This is a genomic window from Polynucleobacter sp. (genome assembly GCF_018500155.2).
GTDB lineage: Bacteria > Pseudomonadota > Gammaproteobacteria > Burkholderiales > Burkholderiaceae > Polynucleobacter.
This window is the reverse complement of sequence record NZ_JAHBAK020000031.1, coordinates 24,774-41,699: the sequence shown is the minus strand read 5'-3', so window position 1 is coordinate 41,699 and position 16,926 is coordinate 24,774. Positions and strand designations below refer to the sequence as shown.

18 protein-coding genes are annotated in these 16,926 nt (G+C 45.7%); 3 read left to right on the top strand and 15 right to left on the bottom strand.

What is annotated here, in order from left to right:
* Positions 1-161: 161 nt before the first annotated feature.
* From rmuC to hemA, 5 genes are all read right to left on the bottom strand, one after another.
* Positions 162-1,436 (bottom strand): DNA recombination protein RmuC, encoded by a 1,275-nt coding sequence (gene rmuC / locus KIH43_RS04140; protein ID WP_297718051.1) that lies wholly within the window; start codon positions 1,434-1,436, stop codon positions 162-164.
* 23 nt (positions 1,437-1,459) lie between these two features.
* Positions 1,460-1,768 carry a Grx4 family monothiol glutaredoxin gene (gene grxD, locus KIH43_RS04135; RefSeq protein WP_296967148.1) on the bottom strand — a complete coding sequence of 103 codons (309 nt, stop codon included), beginning with the start codon at positions 1,766-1,768 and terminating at the stop codon, positions 1,460-1,462.
* A gap of 95 nt (positions 1,769-1,863) precedes the next feature.
* A complete protein-coding gene (gene prmC / locus KIH43_RS04130) occupies positions 1,864-2,715 on the bottom strand; it encodes a peptide chain release factor N(5)-glutamine methyltransferase (protein WP_297718048.1) in 852 nt (283 codons plus the stop codon).
* Between the two features lie 5 nt (positions 2,716-2,720).
* The gene (gene prfA / locus KIH43_RS04125) at positions 2,721-3,800 is read right to left on the bottom strand and encodes a peptide chain release factor 1 (protein WP_297718044.1); all 1,080 of its coding nucleotides are present in this window, start codon (positions 3,798-3,800) and stop codon (positions 2,721-2,723) included.
* Complete coding sequence (gene hemA / locus KIH43_RS04120; protein WP_296967143.1) at positions 3,801-5,117, bottom strand: glutamyl-tRNA reductase; 1,317 nt, start codon at positions 5,115-5,117, stop codon at positions 3,801-3,803.
* A gap of 19 nt (positions 5,118-5,136) precedes the next feature.
* Here hemA and KIH43_RS04115 point away from each other — a divergent pair, with 19 nt between their 5' ends.
* A complete protein-coding gene (locus KIH43_RS04115; protein WP_296967141.1) occupies positions 5,137-5,415 on the top strand; it encodes a hypothetical protein in 279 nt (92 codons plus the stop codon).
* Here KIH43_RS04115 and KIH43_RS04110 read toward each other — a convergent pair.
* The 4 genes from KIH43_RS04110 to KIH43_RS04095 are packed head-to-tail and all read right to left on the bottom strand — an operon-like array spanning position 5,404 to position 9,990.
* The gene (locus KIH43_RS04110) at positions 5,404-6,192 is read right to left on the bottom strand and encodes a uracil-DNA glycosylase (RefSeq protein WP_297718040.1); all 789 of its coding nucleotides are present in this window, start codon (positions 6,190-6,192) and stop codon (positions 5,404-5,406) included. The genes KIH43_RS04115 and KIH43_RS04110 overlap by 12 nt on opposite strands.
* Positions 6,192-7,985: a PDZ domain-containing protein gene (locus KIH43_RS04105; protein WP_297718038.1), complete on the bottom strand. Its 1,794-nt coding sequence runs from the start codon at positions 7,983-7,985 to the stop codon at positions 6,192-6,194. The genes KIH43_RS04110 and KIH43_RS04105 overlap by 1 nt, the downstream gene beginning before the upstream one ends.
* Before the next feature lie 9 nt (positions 7,986-7,994).
* Positions 7,995-8,723: a DsbC family protein gene (locus tag KIH43_RS04100; RefSeq protein WP_297718035.1), complete on the bottom strand. Its 729-nt coding sequence runs from the start codon at positions 8,721-8,723 to the stop codon at positions 7,995-7,997.
* Complete coding sequence (locus tag KIH43_RS04095) at positions 8,716-9,990, bottom strand: FAD-dependent monooxygenase (RefSeq protein WP_297718031.1); 1,275 nt, start codon at positions 9,988-9,990, stop codon at positions 8,716-8,718. Before KIH43_RS04095 ends, KIH43_RS04100 begins: the two co-directional genes overlap by 8 nt.
* Positions 9,991-10,030: 40 nt before the next feature.
* Between KIH43_RS04095 and ychF the strand changes: the two genes are divergently transcribed.
* Positions 10,031-11,125 carry a redox-regulated ATPase YchF gene (gene ychF / locus KIH43_RS04090; protein WP_296967133.1) on the top strand — a complete coding sequence of 365 codons (1,095 nt, stop codon included), beginning with the start codon at positions 10,031-10,033 and terminating at the stop codon, positions 11,123-11,125.
* Between the two features lie 78 nt (positions 11,126-11,203).
* Here ychF and KIH43_RS04085 read toward each other — a convergent pair whose 3' ends face one another.
* The gene (locus KIH43_RS04085) at positions 11,204-11,554 is read right to left on the bottom strand and encodes a hypothetical protein (RefSeq protein ID WP_296967131.1); all 351 of its coding nucleotides are present in this window, start codon (positions 11,552-11,554) and stop codon (positions 11,204-11,206) included.
* A gap of 115 nt (positions 11,555-11,669) precedes the next feature.
* Here KIH43_RS04085 and KIH43_RS04080 point away from each other — a divergent pair, with 115 nt between their 5' ends.
* Complete coding sequence (locus KIH43_RS04080; protein ID WP_297718027.1) at positions 11,670-12,242, top strand: hypothetical protein; 573 nt, start codon at positions 11,670-11,672, stop codon at positions 12,240-12,242.
* Between the two features lies 1 nt (position 12,243).
* On the opposite strand, the gene trpC is transcribed toward KIH43_RS04080, so the two are convergent.
* From trpC to rpe, 5 genes are read right to left on the bottom strand one after another with little or no spacing between them, the layout of a single operon-like run.
* Complete coding sequence (gene trpC, locus KIH43_RS04075) at positions 12,244-13,047, bottom strand: indole-3-glycerol phosphate synthase TrpC (RefSeq protein WP_296967127.1); 804 nt, start codon at positions 13,045-13,047, stop codon at positions 12,244-12,246.
* A gap of 10 nt (positions 13,048-13,057) precedes the next feature.
* The gene (trpD, locus tag KIH43_RS04070; protein WP_297718024.1) at positions 13,058-14,083 is read right to left on the bottom strand and encodes an anthranilate phosphoribosyltransferase; all 1,026 of its coding nucleotides are present in this window, start codon (positions 14,081-14,083) and stop codon (positions 13,058-13,060) included.
* A gap of 15 nt (positions 14,084-14,098) precedes the next feature.
* A complete protein-coding gene (locus KIH43_RS04065) occupies positions 14,099-14,665 on the bottom strand; it encodes an aminodeoxychorismate/anthranilate synthase component II (RefSeq protein WP_297718020.1) in 567 nt (188 codons plus the stop codon).
* Positions 14,649-16,154: an anthranilate synthase component I gene (gene trpE / locus KIH43_RS04060; RefSeq protein WP_297718017.1), complete on the bottom strand. Its 1,506-nt coding sequence runs from the start codon at positions 16,152-16,154 to the stop codon at positions 14,649-14,651. Before trpE ends, KIH43_RS04065 begins: the two co-directional genes overlap by 17 nt.
* Complete coding sequence (gene rpe, locus KIH43_RS04055) at positions 16,154-16,888, bottom strand: ribulose-phosphate 3-epimerase (RefSeq protein WP_297718014.1); 735 nt, start codon at positions 16,886-16,888, stop codon at positions 16,154-16,156. The genes trpE and rpe overlap by 1 nt, the downstream gene beginning before the upstream one ends.
* Positions 16,889-16,926 lie beyond the last annotated feature (38 nt).

Below are 16,926 nucleotides of genomic sequence, written 5' to 3'. Positions count from 1 at the left end.
GGTCTGTGGCTGGAAAAAATAATGGCGCCAGGACAACTGCTAGGGGGGCAAAGGTGAGGAAGTCATACCACTCTAAAAAAGTCCCAAAGCAGGCGGCGATAGCGGTTTTACGAAAATTGGGTGGAGCGTTAGCGCCTGCAATCTCAGTTGGGGTATTCAATTTATTCAGAATCTGAAGACGATTCAATTAGAGGCGCAGATAAATTTTTGTTGGGCTTTACACCAAGCTCGCGGACTTTTTCTGCGGCGCGGATGAGATTGCCTTTGCCAGTTTTTAGTTTATTGAAAGCATCGTGATAACTCGATTGAGCTTGATCTAAACGCTGCCCCAGTTTTTCTAGATCATCGACAAAGCCCACAAATTTATCGTAAAGAGTGCCACATTGCTTAGCAATTTCTAGGGCATTTCGATTTTGGTGATCTTGTCTCCACAAATGCGCAACAGTCCGCAATGTCGCCATTAATGTGCTCGGGCAAACAAGCACAATATTTTTTGATAGGGCTTCTTGATAGAGATTTGGCGCAGTCTTTAGGGCCAATAAAAATGCAGGTTCAATGGGTACAAACATCAAAACGAAATCTACTGAACCTGCTCCATAAAGAGCGCTGTAGTTTTTTCCAGAAAGCCCTTGGATATGTTGTCTTAGTGACTGAATATGGGCAGCCAATTCTTGTTCTGCGGCCACGGAATCTGTTGCTTCTGTATGCCGTGCATAAGCAGTAATGGATACTTTGCTATCTACTACTAGGCTACGACCCTCAGGAAGTTTAATGACGACGTCGGGCTGCAGGCGTGAACCGTCACTTTGCGTGTGACTATCTTGCACTACATATTCTTCACCTTTGCGTAGGCCCGAGGATTCCAGAATGGATTCGAGAACTAACTCACCCCAATTACCCTGAATCTTTGCATCACCTTTTAAGGCTTGCGTAAGAGAGCGTGCCTCATCAGACATGCGCAAATTGAGGTTAGCCAAGCGTTCGATTTCGCTTTTTAGCGCAAAGCGTTCACGCGCTTCATTGCCGTAAGAATTGTTGACCTGCTCTTTAAATTCAGTCAGCTTGGTTTGTAGCGGCTTTAATAGCGCATCAAGATTGGCGGCATTTTGCTCAGTAAAGCGTTTCGATTTGTCTTCCAGAATATCGTTTGCTAAATTTTTAAACTGGCTGGTAAGGGCCTCTTTGGCTTCATTGAGTGCCTCAATTCGTCCGAGTCCTTGTTTGCGTTCAGCATCTAACTCTGCTTCAAGGCGAATTGCATTTTGTATGGCCAGATCGCGTTCATTACGCAAGCTTGCGCATAAAACTTCATTCGTCTGTGCTTGCGCTTCCCCGTTTTTGAGGGCATTCCGTAGGCTAAGGGCGTAAACCAACAGGCCAGCACATGCCCCAAGAGGTAGGCCAAATAAGAGAAGCGATCCTAAATCAAAAGTCACGGACTGAGCAGTACTATGTGCAACTATGCTTTAACTAGCTTTTGCAATTCGCCAGACTGAAACATTTCCGTCATGATGTCAGACCCACCAATGAACTCACCATTAATGTAGAGCTGTGGGATGGTGGGCCAATTGGCGTACTCTTTAATTCCCTGTCTGATAGCTGGATCCTCCAGTACATTTACCGTGTGTAATTTTTCAACACCGCTAGCGCGCAAGATATTGACTGCGTTTCCAGAAAATCCGCATTGAGGAAATTGAGCAGTTCCTTTCATGAACAATACGACAGGATGACTGGTAACTATTTCTTTAATTTGTGCTTGGGTATCCATAGATTCTTCCTCTAATGCAATAAAGCGGTAAAAATAATTTGCAACTTCTTACTTGGGATTTTAAGGCTTTAGACCAAAAGAGGTTGCTCTACAGCTTATTTTCGGGCCGAAACCACCCGCTGATGTCCTGAGAGATCTTGGTGGGCTTGGATCTCAGAAAAGCCCGCTGACTTCATCATTTTGATCACAGCATTCGATTGATCAAATCCATGCTCAACTGCAATAAACCCATTGGGAGCAAGAAAAGAGCTTGCCCCTTCAATAATCCTTTGTAGGCAACTGAGGCCATCAGCCTGATCAGTCAAGGCGGTTAGAGGCTCAAATCGCAGATCTCCCTGTAAAAGATGGGGATCTTGCTTGGTGATATACGGCGGATTGCTTAGGATGATGTCAAAGCGCTCCTCTGGGTTTAAGGCTTCATACCAATTACCTTGTGCAAAACGTATCCGAGCTGTTAGATCCAATAGCTCGGCATTTTTTTGTGCGATTGCTAGCGCCTCAAGCGACTGATCGGTTGCCGTGACACCCACTTCAGAGTCAGCGTTTGCGATTGCTAGCGCAATTGCTCCAGAGCCAGTGCCTAAATCTAATATTTTAGGAATGGAGCCGGCTTTCTTAAGTTGTTCAATTTGGCGTAAGCCGATCTCAACGAGTAACTCGGTTTCAGGGCGGGGTATTAATACCCCGGGACCTACTGCGAGTTCAATGTTATGAAATCCTTTTTTACCGACTAAGTAGGCGATGGGATGGCCGGCTAGCCTTTTTGATTCAAGCTCTTGCCACTCTGAAAAGGCATCGCCATTTATTTCAAGATCATCTTTTGAATGTAATGCTGAACGCGGAAGCTGATAGTGCTTATCAAGAACGTGCGCCAGCAAAATACGTGCTTCATTTAGCGGTAGGCGTGTTTGGCTCAAAATGGAGCGCAAACTCAGCTCAGCAGTCATCTTGTTTAGTTATCGCCTAACGCAGCGAGTAACTCGGCTTGATGTTCTGCAGCAAGCGCGTTGCATAGATCATCAATATCGCCATCCATCATGGCATCGATCTTATAGAGAGTGAGATTGATGCGGTGATCAGTAATCCGACCTTGTGGAAAGTTGTAAGTACGGATACGGTCACTACGATCACCAGAGCCAATGAGCGATTTTCTGGTTTGCGCTTCAAGTTGATGCTTTTCTCTTTCGCGAGCGTCCATGATTCTAGAAACTAATACCTTCATCGCTTGCTCACGATTACGGTGTTGACTCCGGTCATCTTGGCACTCCACTACCGTGCCTGTGGGAAGATGGGTAATACGCACTGCCGAATCTGTTTTATTAATATGCTGACCACCTGCGCCCGAAGCCCTGAAGGTGTCGATGCGCAACTCTGCTGGATTAATTTTGACTGCCTCAAGCTCGTCCGCCTCAGGCATTACTGCTACGGTGCATGCAGAAGTATGTATGCGTCCTTGAGTTTCTGTTTGAGGAACACGTTGCACACGATGACCGCCAGATTCAAACTTGAGTCTTGAATACACCGACTGTCCAACTAGGCGTAAGACTACTTCTTTGTAGCCCCCTAGATCGGACTCGGTCGCGCTCACCACTTCAATTTTCCAGCCTTGACGTTCGGCAAAGCGGGTATACATACGCAGCAGATCTCCAGCAAATAGAGCGCTTTCATCTCCACCTGTTCCGGCACGAATCTCTAGAAACACATTGCGCTCATCGTTTTCATCTTTGGGCAGCAACAGTTTTTGGAGAGAAACCTCAAGCTCCTCCATTCTTGCCAACGCTTCTTTTTGTTCCTCATCGGCAAAATCCTTCATTTCGGGATCTTTGCGCATTTCTTCTGCCGCCTGAGCATCAGCCTCCGCTTGCTTATAGAGGCCAAATTGTTCCACCACAGTGGCAATATCGGAATGCTCGCGCGTAAGCTTGCGATAAGCATCCATATCCTTGGTTGCCTCTTCGGAGGTTAAAAGAGAATTGAGTTCAGCTAAGCGCGTGTCTAGATGTTCTAGCTTAGCCCGCATGCTAGGTTTCATCTAATGATCTTCTGGCTTGGAGTGGGAGGTAAATAGTTTTGGTAATAATTTAATTAAGGCATCACGCTCTGCCCCATTGGAATGTTGTAGCGCGTGAAGTGAGCCATGTAAAAATTTATTGGTGAGACCCTGGGCCATAGCACTCAGTACTTCTTGAGGATCATCCCCGCGCATTAAGCGTTTCATAGCGCGCTCTAACTCTAACTGTCTCAGTCTCTCACCTTGTTGCTGAATATCTTGAATGAGTGGTACCGCATTGCGTCCTTGCATCCAATGCATGAAGTTACCAACCCGATCCTCAATAATTGCCTCAGCTTGACTTACTGCTGCCTGTCGCAAACTCGTACCCGTTTGAATCATGACGCCCAGGTCATCTACGGTATACAAGTAAACGTCATCTAATCTTGCAATCTCTGGTTCAAAATCTCTTGGCACAGCCAGATCAATCATCACCATTGGCTTATGACGACGCTGCTTAAGAGCGCTTTCCACCATTCCAAGACCTATGATTGGCAAGGAAGATGCAGTGCTAGAAACAATAATGTCAAATTCATGCAAACGACCCGGGAGCTCAGATAACTTAAAGGATTCAGCTTCAATATTTTGTGTGGCGATCGCATCAGCCAACTCTTGACCGCGTTCAATGGTGCGATTGGCAATAGCCACATTTTTAGGTTTGCGAGCAACAAAATGTGTGGCGCATAAGGAGATCATTTCACCTGCACCGATAAATAGAATTTTTTGCTCAGAAATTTTTTCAAAGATGCGCTCAGATAGGCGAACCGAGGCTGCTGCCATAGAAATAGAGTGCGCACCAATTTCAGTTGAGCCTCGAACCTCTTTGGCAACTGCAAATGTTTTCTGAAATAACTGATTGAGATAGGTACCCAAGACGCCTGCATCATTAGCAGTGCGAACGGCATCTTTCATTTGACCAAGAATCTGGGTTTCACCAATAACCATTGAATCTAATCCACAGGCCACTCTAAAAGCATGGCGCACAGCATCAGATTGAGGTAGGGAATAGATATGTGGTTCTAAACTACTTGGCGCCAATTGTTGTGTTTTCGCTAACCAATCAAATGTGGCCTCATGAAGGAGGCTAGCAGCGCTCGCATCATTTGCGGCGCAATAGACTTCAGTGCGGTTGCAGGTCGACAAAATAGTGGCTTCGGGCAGCCCAGATTGATTCGCCCCCAGCAAATGTTGGCGGAGATCATGCAACGCTTCTTGAAGAAATTCAGGGTCAAAGGCAACCTTTTCCCGAATGGCGACCGGCGCTGTGTGATGATTGATGCCGAGTGTCAACAACTTCATAATCGTGATTATAGATTTGATGGCTCAATTAATGGGGGTAAGAATGGGGTTTTTGGCTTTTCTGCTGATTGGGGGTGGATCTGGGGCTGCTGCCTGGATTTTTTACCCTGGGCGATCCAAAAATGCGAACGCCATTCGTTTTTTAATGGTCATCGTTCTGGGATTCATAGCTGCGATGGCGAGCTCGCTGCTAGGTCAATACGGCGGCTATTTTCAATCTGGACAAATGCTAGAGTGGGCAAGCGCGATTGTCGCGGCCTGCTTTACAGGGATCTGTTTTACCGCCTTAGCTAAATAAGTCTTCTTGAGTGCCCTGGGTAGGGTTCTGTGAAGTGGTGGTAACCCACTGGATAGGCTCCAAACCCTGTTTTATAAGCCATTCATTTGTTTTCTTGAAATGTTGGCAGCTACCCTTATCTCCCGGCTCAAGAAATGGCGTCTTGGTTTTATAGACGCCTAGTCCAGATGGGTGGGAGGATTGCAAGATCAGCGCCTTCTGGCAATGAGTGCTCTCGGATGAAATGAGGGGTAATTTAGATTGTGCATGACCACCCCACAGTAACCATACGAGAGAGGGCTTTTTTAATGCTAGCGCTCGAATGAGATGATCCACTAGATCCTTCCATCCTAAATTGGTATGGCTGCCCGCTTCCCCCAATTGAACGCTCAACGCAGTGTTTAATAGAAGCACACCTTGCCTAGCCCAATCATGAAGATCACCATGGGTAAGCGTGCCAAACCCCTCAATCGTAAGTGCTTTACTAATGTTGCGAAGTGAGCTTGGAAACTCCCGAGAATGTATTGAAATCGATCTGGGTATTGAAAATGCCAAACCTTGCGCTAAACCTGGAGAGTGATAGGGATCTTGACCAATAATGACCACCTTTACTTGATCAACAGGAGTGAGGCTTAAGGCTTTAAAAAAGTGTTGTGGCTCCGGTCTGACGCTGGAATAGTTTTGTTCAAGAAGTGCCTGAACATTTTTTTTAAGCTGCTTCCACGAGTCGGATTCTAAATATTCGCCTAGTAACTCACGCCAGTCTGGTGGAATATCGTCTTTAGAGAAAGAAGGCATTAGCGATTTGAGTGCGGTTTTGCAGGGAGAAGTTCGTACTGTAAAGGTGCATGTGTTGATTGAAGGATCAGGCTACGCTCATACTCCAGATCATCGCGATAAAACAATAGAGTGGCACCTTCATTTTCTGCAAGACTGCCTAATAACTTATCCCATCTCGCGCTGGTAACACGCTGACCATTGATGCTCGCCAGCAAATCTCCAGGAGCTAGGCCTGCTGCCTGTGCAGCTCCCCCATCTAGGATATGAGTGACCTTTAACCAACCCTGGCTATCGGTGTGTCGCATACCTAATCGCAACTTTACTTTTTCCAGTTTCGTTAATGATTTGGGTTTGACCGAAACAGTCGATGAAGCTATCCATTTTTGCAAGGGAATGTCTTGTGTACCAAAGATATAGCGGACTTTGATATCTTTCCAGACTTTTGTAAAGCCATCTCCCAATAATTCATGAATCAGTGTATCTAGGCCATCTTCGGAAATGCCATGAAGAGTGAGACCATGTTGTTGCCATATCAGACGCATCAAATCATCCAGTGATTTTTTATTACTTGTGAATGCTCTGATTTGTAAATCCAGGCCTAATGCCAAGAGCGCACCCTTACCGTAATAACTTACAACAGCATTAGGTGTGTTTTCGTCGGCCTGATAGTACTTAGTCCAAGCATCAAAAGAGCTGTCAGCGATGCTTTGTTTATTTCGTCCTGGGCCGCGCAAGACATTATTCCAGTTATCGGCAACCAGCTTAAGGTAGGTTGATAAATCGATTCGCTTACTGCGAAAGAGTTGTAAATCATCGTAATAACTGGTGAATCCCTCAAATAACCAAAGTAGACATGTGAGATTTCGATTGCCAAGATCGTAGGGTTGAAATGCTTTTGGTTGTATGCGTTTTACCAGCCAAGCATGAAAATATTCATGACTGCATAAGCCTAAGAATTCTCGATAACTTACTTCATCAAGCGGAGCATTTTTTTGTGGAATTTGGTCGCGTCGACACAGGAGCGCTGTGCTATTGCGGTGTTCTAAACCACCATAACCATTTAAGACAGCATTGACTAGGAATAGAAAATGCTTAAAAGGGGCTTTGCGGGATTTTGGTTCAAAAAGATCGATTGTCGCAGTACAAATCGCTTGTAAGTCCTTAACAAGACGATCGGCATCAAGCGGATGCACGCAACCCTGAACAGCCATATAGTGTGGCGTGCCATTGGCGGCCCAGCGCAGCATCTGAAACTCACCCATAGCAACAGGGTGATCAATCAGATCATCATAATTTTTGGCTAGATAGAATCCAAAGCCACGCTGATCAGTTTTGGCGACCGCTAAGCTTGTTTGTACCGTCCAATGTTCGGCGTAGGCTTCTTGTGGACAAATGATGGCGAGAGAGCAGGGAGTATTCGATTGACCTTTGACCTCAAGACAAAGACTAGTGGCATTAAAAAACGCACGCTCAGTATCAAGGTAGGCTGCCCGTACAGAGTTATCAAATGCATAGATAGTTGTCATGACTTCTACAGCACTATCAAGCGGGGGAAGGCGCCATTGATTGTTATCAATACGCTCTAAGGCAATTTCTTTTTTTGTGGGAGCGACGCTATATGCTGCGATTGTTTCAATCTGTTTTGAGAAGTCTCGAATGAGATAACTACCAGGGATCCAAGCAGGCATTTGGATAACTTGCCCATTGGGGTCGGGATGCGCAATGTGGAGTTTTACCTGAAAGCGATGACCATGGAGGTCTGCTGGCCAAACGGTGTACTGAATTGCTGGCAGATCGTTGGTATTAATCATGGGTATAGGTTATTTCAAAGTGGCAAATTTCTTTTCAATGTCGCTAATCTGTACTGCTCCTGGAAAGCGGCTGCCATCGGTAAAGAAAATGGTTGGAGTGCCAGTAATGCCATAGGTTTTGGCAAAGGTCATGTTCTTATCTAAAGGATTTGCGCAATCAGATTTACCGTTTGGTGTGACGCCGTTGATCATCCAGTCTGTGTAGGCTTTATTGGGGTCGGTAGCGCACCATATCTGCTTTGACTTTTGCAGTGAATCGGCAGAAAGAATCGGGATGAGGTAGGTATAAATCGTGACATTGTCCAATTGCTGTAGTGATTTTTCGAGACGCTTGCAGTAGCCGCAATTGGGGTCAGAAAAAATTGCTAATTGTCGAGCGCCATTGCCTCGAACGACCTTAAAGGCATTCGCTTGGTTTAAGTCGGTCCATTTAATGCGATTTAAATCAGCCTGTCGTTGCTCCGTAATATTCTTGCCTGACGCAATTTCAATGATTTCACCCTGAATTAAATATTTGCCGGAGACATCGGTATAAAAAATATCGTTGCCGACGAGTACCTCGTAAATCCCAGAAACTGGGCTAGGGCTCACACTTCTTACTTTGGCATTTGTACCTAATTTTTTCTGAATCTCTGTTTTAATTTGCTGCTCTGCTTGTGCGCAGGCAGGGGTGGAAAATAGCAAGCCAAAACACATTAATGTGCAGGTCGAGATCAATAAATATAAATATCTAGTCAAAATGAATTTCTCCAAGTGCGCGTTCAATGAGGCGCTGTTTGATAAAGTGACTTTGATTGACAAGACCTAATCCCCAGTTGCGCAATTGTTTCTCTGTTGCACTATTTCCGGAAAACAGCTTTTTGAGCTTGTCGGTTACCCACAGGAGGGCGCTGGTATCTCCCTGTCTTTGTCGCTCGTAACGACGCAGTAATGTGAGATCAGAAAGCGCACGAAATGATTCACGCTTTTTGTAAATATTGAGAAGTACAGCAACATCACGCAAGCCTAGGTTTAAGCCTTGTCCGGCCAAAGGATGCATCACGTGTGCGGCATCCCCGATAAGGGCAACTTTAGGATTAGACTCAGGGCCGATAAACCGTGAGGCGCGAATCTTTCTCAATGGAAATGCTGCAGGGGTTGAATGTAGGGTAAGCTCTCCAAGCTGTTTGGAGATGGCACCATTGGCGATCGAAGAAAAACGCTCAAGCCACTGCTCTTGAGTGAGTTGTAATAATTCGGATGCATGCACAGGCGAAGTCGACCAGACCATGGAAACTTGCTTGTTGGGCAAAGGTAGCATTGCCACAATATCTCCACCGGGAAGAAACCACTGAAAGGCAGTTTCAAGGTGAGGGTATGTGCATATCCAGTTGGCAACAACAGCACTTTGTTGGTAACTTTCTTCGCTAGCGCTAATGCCGATTTCAGAGCGAAGTGGTGAATTCGCTCCATCTGCAGCAATAACCAGTTGGGCGCAAATGGTGGCACCACTTTTTAAATGGAGGGTGCTACCACTATTTTCTACATCTATTTTTTCTACAACATCGGCGATGCGATCCAATTTATTCTGAAAGCGAGCAGCTTGATCGAGTGTGTGTTCTATGAGATTGGATTCACCTATCCAAGCAAGTTGCGGAGTGCCTGCTTCAAATGCAGAAAGGTGTAGCTGATCATTTTTTTCACCACGATCACCGTATATACGCATGTCTCTGACCACTTGAAGGCGATGGTGATCGAGCGCATCCCATACCTGAAGAGAGGCAAGCAGTTTTTGCGTGCTTGGTGAAAAGGCGTAAATTCTTTGACCCCATTGGGTGCCCTGAGGGTTTGGGGTGGCTTGATTGAGATCGGGGGCAATTTCTGCTGTTTGAAGCCCAAGTTGTGCCATTCCCAGGGCGCAGGCCTTTCCAGCGATGCCGCCCCCTATCACCGCAACGTCAACAGAACGCGTTTGCGATGAATTGACGGCTTTTGGGGGTATTTGTTTTTGGTGAACTTCTGACATAACTCGATGATATCGAAACCAGCCCCTTTACAATAAAGCCATGTCTTTGAAATGTGGCATCGTCGGCCTGCCTAATGTCGGCAAATCTACCCTCTTTAACGCGCTTACCAAGGCTGGAATCGCTGCGGAAAACTACCCTTTCTGCACGATTGAGCCCAATGTTGGTGTCGTGGAGGTTCCTGACCCCCGTCTAGCTGCTCTGGCGCAGATCGTAAAGCCTGAGCGCATACTGCCAGCCGCAGTCGAGTTTGTCGACATTGCAGGTTTAGTGGCTGGCGCCTCAAAAGGCGAAGGCTTGGGAAATCAGTTCCTAGCCAATATTCGAGAAACAGATGCCATTACCCATGTGGTGCGCTGTTTTGAGGATCCCAATGTGGTTCACGTAGCGGGCAAGATTGATCCTATCGCTGACATCGGGGTCATTGATACCGAATTGGCGCTTTCAGATTTGGCAACAGTAGAAAAGACGCTGGCTCGCTCTAGCAAGGCGGCTAAGTCGGGCAATGATAAAGAGGCAGCCGCTTTAGTTGCAGTACTGACTAAAGTTCAGGCGCATCTCGATTCCGCGCAACCAGTTCGAAGCTTAGAGCTCACGGATGAAGAAAAAGTCCTCATTAAACCTCTTTGCCTAATTACCGCCAAGCCGGCTATGTATGTGGCCAATGTGAAGGAAGACGGGTTTGAAAATAATCCGCATCTAGAAGCAGTCAAGCAGCATGCTGCTAAAGAAAAAGCCCCTGTCGTTGCGGTTTGCGCTGCGATTGAAGCAGAAATTGCCGATCTTGATGATGCTGACAAAGCAGAATTTTTAGCGGATCTTGGAATGAGTGAGCCAGGATTGGATCGCGTGATTCGCGCAGGATATGCATTGCTAGGATTGCATACTTACTTTACCGCTGGTGTGAAAGAGGTGCGTGCATGGACTATTCACCAAGGTGATACAGCGCCACAAGCTGCTGGAGTGATTCATACCGATTTTGAACGCGGGTTTATTCGTGCGCAAACGATTTCTTATGATGACTTTATCCAGTATCAAGGTGAATCTGGAGCAAAAGAGGCTGGCAAAATGCGCGCCGAAGGCAAAGAGTATGTTGTCAAGGATGGCGATGTTTTGAACTTCTTGTTTAACGTTTAAATCACCTTAAAACTGCTTTACCAAATGAAAAAGCCTTGAGTTCAAGGCTTTTTTCTTAATGAAGTTAGAGAAACTGACTTAGGTTGATTTTGCTGCTTTCTCTAAGCATTTAGAAATCTCTTCGTATCTCTTGATCGCAAGCTTGGTTGGTAGCACTTCCTTTTTACGCCCATCTTCATTGGCAGCCATTTTGATATAGCCCATTGCGCTGAGATTTTTCAAGCGTCCATGAAGGGTTGCCTGGGATCCAAGATTGGATAGAGAGATGAGATCGCCCACTAAAACAGGTTTTTTTTCGAAGGCTGAACTCACAATTTTGTCCAACAAACTTTCTTCTGTGCAGTCGAGTTTTTTGCCAGGATTCATTCGATCAAGCGCATCAATCAGATTAAGAAAGCGAATATAAGGGGACTGCTTAGGGTTTGACATACTGGTAATGATTGATATGAATGCTATGGTTGCTATGAATAGATGCAGTGTATTCCTATTGCAACCATCAGGCAATTGATGAGAGTCAATGAATGAGATATCCACATTGAATTTGATGACAATATTTTCACTTATCCGGACTGGGATCGTAGGCTGCTTAATCAGTGCATTTGCTTATGCCCTTCTCTTTTACTCGAACGCATGGCTGACTAGTGAGTTGGTATTTAGCTCGGGAGTCAATTGGATTTACTTGCCAGCTGGGCTACGATTATTTTTAACCCTGATATTTGGTTTGCCGGGCGCTATTGGTATTGGGGTTGCCTCATTTTTAATTAGCTATGCTGGAGCACTGCCACATGACTTGGTTCTGTGTATAGGAACTGGCGTCATTTCGGGATTTGCGCCATATCTAGCAAGGCTCATTATTTTTAGCAATATCAAGCTAGAGCCTGATTTAAGCAATCTTAGCCTACCGAATTTATTAGTTTGTATTTTCTTGTATGCACTGCTATGTGCGGGACTCCATCAAGCTTGGTATAGGCTAATGGGGCTGGAGGATAGCGGAAGTTTGAATCACTTTGCTGTGATGTTTGTAGGTGATGTTTTAGGTTCTCTCTTGCTCATCTCTCTTATTAAGGCGAGCTTAGATTTTTTACGCCGAACTGGCCGCTTGGGCAGACTGAGTTAGCTTAAGAAAATAATTCGCTTAATGCGACGCCAGGGTCAGCAGAGCGCATAAAGGCCTCACCAACCAAAAACGCATTAACAGCGTTCTCTCTCATTAGTTGGACATCTGCACGAGTCAAGATTCCTGATTCAGTCACCAAAGTTTTATTTTTAGGTACGGCAGATAAAAGAGAGAGTGTTGTTTGTAGGGTTACCTCAAAGGTTTTTAGATTGCGATTATTTATCCCAAGCAAAGGTGTATTCAGTTCAAGCGCTTGCTCTAGTTCTGCGCCATCATGTACTTCTACCAATACATCTAGTCCCAATTCATGGGCACAGGCCTCTAATTCTTTCATTTGATTTAATTGCAGACATGCCACGATGAGCAAAATCGCATCTGCGCCAATTGCGCGGGCTTCATAAACTTGGTAGGGGTCTATCGTAAAGTCTTTGCGTAGCACGGGAATGCTACATGCTGCTCTGGCCTGTTGCAGATAGTCGTTATGTCCTTGAAAGTAATCTACATCGGTTAGTACAGATAAGCAGGCGGCACCATGTTTTTCATAAGACTGAGCAATTTCTGCTGGTAAAAAGTTCTCACGCAAGACGCCTTTACTTGGACTTGCTTTTTTGATCTCTGTGATGACGCCGGGTTTGCCAGCAGCAATTTTTTCATTAATAGACTGAATAAAACCTCTAGGCTGCAGCAGCGCATCTCGATTGTTTGCTTCAGCCTGTTCACGCTGATTAGCGAGTGATACTTTTCGCAGGCAGTTAGCCACTTCAAGCTTTTTTGTTGCAACAATTTTTTCGAGAATATCACTCATAAATCAATATTTATTTTGCTTGGGTTGCGGCAACAAAGGCATCTAATTTTTGACGGGCGGCACCAGTTGCAATAGCAGATTTTGCTTTGCTGATTCCGCTACCGATGTCGGGCGTAATGCCTGCAACATATAGAGTTGCGCCTGCATTGAGGCACACAATATCACTTGCTGGACCAGGTATGTTATTGATGACATCGAGCACAATTTTCTTGGACTCTTCTGCATTAGCAACCTTGAATCCAACTGTAGGGGCTGTATTCAAACCAAAATCACTTGGATGAATTTCGTATTCACGCACGGCGCCATCTTTAAGTTCGCCAACAAGAGTGGGTCCCTCAAGGGAAATTTCATCAAGACCATCGCGACCATACACCACCAACGCATGTTCCATGCCCAGTGCTTGTAAGACCCGTGCTTGAATGCCTACAAGATCAGGGTGAAATACGCCCATCAGAATACGTTTGGCATCCGCAGGATTGGTGAGCGGCCCTAAGATATTAAAAATGGTGCGTACGCCTAATTGCTTGCGAATAGGCACTACATTTTTCATGGCCGGATGGTGATTTGGGGCGAACATGAAGCCTGCGCCCACATTAGAGATGCAGGCTGCTACCTGTTCAGCTGAGAGGGCGAGATTTACGCCTAAAGCCTCAAGTACGTCTGCGCTTCCTGATTTGCTACTCACGCTACGATTGCCATGTTTGGCAATTTTTGCACCAGCAGCGGCTGCAACAAACATCGCTGCCGTAGAAATGTTAAATGTGTGAGCGCCATCACCGCCGGTGCCCACTACATCAACCAAGTGACTGCGGTCATTCACAGTTACTGAGGTAGCAAACTCACGCATGACCTGAGCTGCGGCCGCAATTTCACCAACAGTTTCTTTTTTGGTGCGCAGAGCAACTAGCAAGCCTGCTACGAGTTCAGGCGACATTTCGCCGCTCATGATGAGGCGCATCATTTCGGTCATTTCATCATGAAAAAGTTCGCGATGTTCAATGCAACGTTGTAGTGCTTCTTGTGGGGTGATTGACATGATGCTGTGGCTTGGTTATTTGTTTTGTAAAAAGTTTTTCAGTAGTGCATGACCATGCTCGGACAAAATAGATTCCGGATGAAACTGAACGCCTTCTACAGCAAGTTCTTTGTGGCGCACGCCCATGATTTCTCCATCCGAAGAAGTTGCTGTTATTTCTAGGCATGCAGGTAGCGAACTTTTCTCTATTGCCAAAGAATGGTAGCGGGTGACTTTAAAAGGGTCTGGTAGGTTTTTAAATACCCCAACACCAGTGTGATGGATGTTGTCGGTCTTGCCGTGCATGACTTTTTGAGCACGGATGATCTTGCCACCAAAAGCCTCACCAATCGCTTGATGTCCTAGGCACACGCCCAAAATAGGAATTTTTCCCGCATATTGTTTGATAGTCTCAACAGAAATTCCTGCCTCAGCAGGACTACATGGTCCAGGAGAAATACAGATGCGTGCAGGGTTAAGTTTTGCAATCTCACCAACAGCAATCTCATCGTTACGAAATACTTTTACTTCTTCTCCTAGTTCAGCAAAATATTGCACTAGGTTGTAAGTGAATGAGTCATAGTTATCAATCATGAGAAGCATCAAGACCTCCTTGCACCAAATCAGCCGCCGTTAAGACAGCACGGGCTTTTGCCTCAGTTTCTTTCCACTCTGCAGTTGGATCTGAGTCAGCAACTACGCCGGCGCCAGCCTGAGAGTGGAGCATCCCATTGCGAATGACACCAGTACGAATGGCAATTGCGACGTCCATATCTCCCGAAAAAGAAAGGTAACCAACAGCGCCACCATAAACACCACGCTTCACAATTTCCATCTCATCAATGATTTCCATGGCGCGAATTTTGGGTGCGCCAGATAATGTACCGGCCGGAAATGTAGCGCGCAGTACATCCATATTGCTCATATTGTCTAAAAGGTCGCCTTCAACTGAGCTAACAATGTGTTGGACATGAGAATATTTCTCGATCGACATGGAGTCGGTCACTTTGACAGAGCCAGTCTTAGCAATACGACCAACATCATTGCGAGCAAGATCAATCAACATGACATGTTCTGCAATTTCTTTTGGGTCGGCCAGCAGTTCTTTTGCTAAGCGCTCATCTTCTTCTGGATTTGCGCCACGAGGCCGAGTGCCTGCCAGGGGTCTGATGGTCACAATCTTTTCTGCCCCTCGCTTTTCTTGGCGAACAAGAATTTCTGGAGAGGATCCGACAATTTGCATATCGCCAAAATCATAAAAATACATATAAGGCGATGGATTTAAGGAGCGCAATGCCCTGTAAAGGGCCAGTGGTGAATCGGTAAAAGGCTTGCTAATACGCTGACCAATAACAACCTGCATGCAATCGCCAGCCAAAATATATTCTTTGGTTTTGCGCACTGCGTCTTCAAAGTCAGCCGACTTAAATTTACGAATTAACTCTGTTTTTGTGCTTGCCAATGAGGGAGGCACGCTGACTTGTTTATGAAGACAGGCAAGCAATTCTTTTAGGCGAGCCTGACCTCTTTCAAAGCTATTAGCATTTCCTGGATCTGCATAGACGATGAAATAAATTTTTCCTGCTACGTTATCAATGACTGCTAACTCTTCAGTCAACATGAGTTGAATGTCAGGAACGCCTAGTTCATCAGGCAAATCATGCTTGGCCAGACGAGATTCAATATAGCGAACGGTGTCATAACCAAAGTAACCCGCCAGACCACCACAAAAACGTGGAAGGCCAGGTTGTACGGCTACTCTAAATCTTTTGAAATAGGAGTCTACGAATTCAAGGGGATTATCGGTGTTGGTTTCAACCACTTTGCCATCCGTTACCACTTCGTTAATGGGTTTGGATGGGGTACCTACAGTGCGAATAATCGTTTTGGCTGGCAAGCCAATAAACGAGAAACGCCCAAAACGCTCACCACCAAGTACAGATTCCAGAAGGTAAGTATTTTGCTTGCCAAATGATTGAGTCAGTTTGACATATAAAGAGAGTGGAGTTTCAAGGTCTGCTAACACCTCCTTGACAAGAGGTATGCGGTTAAAACCTTGCTTAGCTAAAGCATCAAATTCTTGTTGTTGCATTAGGCTTTTCCTGAATTTCCTAAGGCGCCTAATTCTGTTCGCATTGCGCTAATGACTTGAGCGTAATTGTCTTGTCCAAAAATAGCGGAGCCAGCTACAAAAGTATCAGCGCCTGCTTTTGCCACTTGCGCGATGTTGTCGACCTTGATGCCACCGTCGACTTCTAAACGAATTTTTCTACCGGTTTCGGCAGCATAGCGATCTAGGCGTGTGCGTACTTGGGTAATTTTTTGGAGCGTGCTTGGTATGAAAGATTGCCCGCCAAAACCAGGATTCACTGACATGAGTAAAACCAAGTCAATGAGATCAAGTGTGTGATCTAGATGATCAAGCGGTGTCGCAGGATTGAACACCAGACCAGATTGACAACCTTGATCACGAATTAAATTTAATGTGCGATTGACGTGTGGACTAGCTTCAGGGTGAAAGCTAATGAGATTGGCGCCTGCTTTAGCAAAATCGGGAACGATACGATCTACCGGTTCAATCATCAAATGCACATCAATGACGGCGGGTGCCCCATTCTTTTGGGTATAGGGGCGAATGGCCTCACAGACCAAAGGGCCAATGGTGAGGTTGGGAACGTAATGGTTATCCATCACATCAAAGTGAATCCAGTCAGCCCCGGCGGTCAAGACCTCTTGTACTTCTTTGCCCAGACAGGCAAAGTCGGCCGACAAAATTGAAGGGGCTATCAAATATTGATGCTCGGACAAGGTATTTTTGCTTTCCATCCCTAGATTCTAGCTTGCAGTTGGCCTTGGGATGGAGC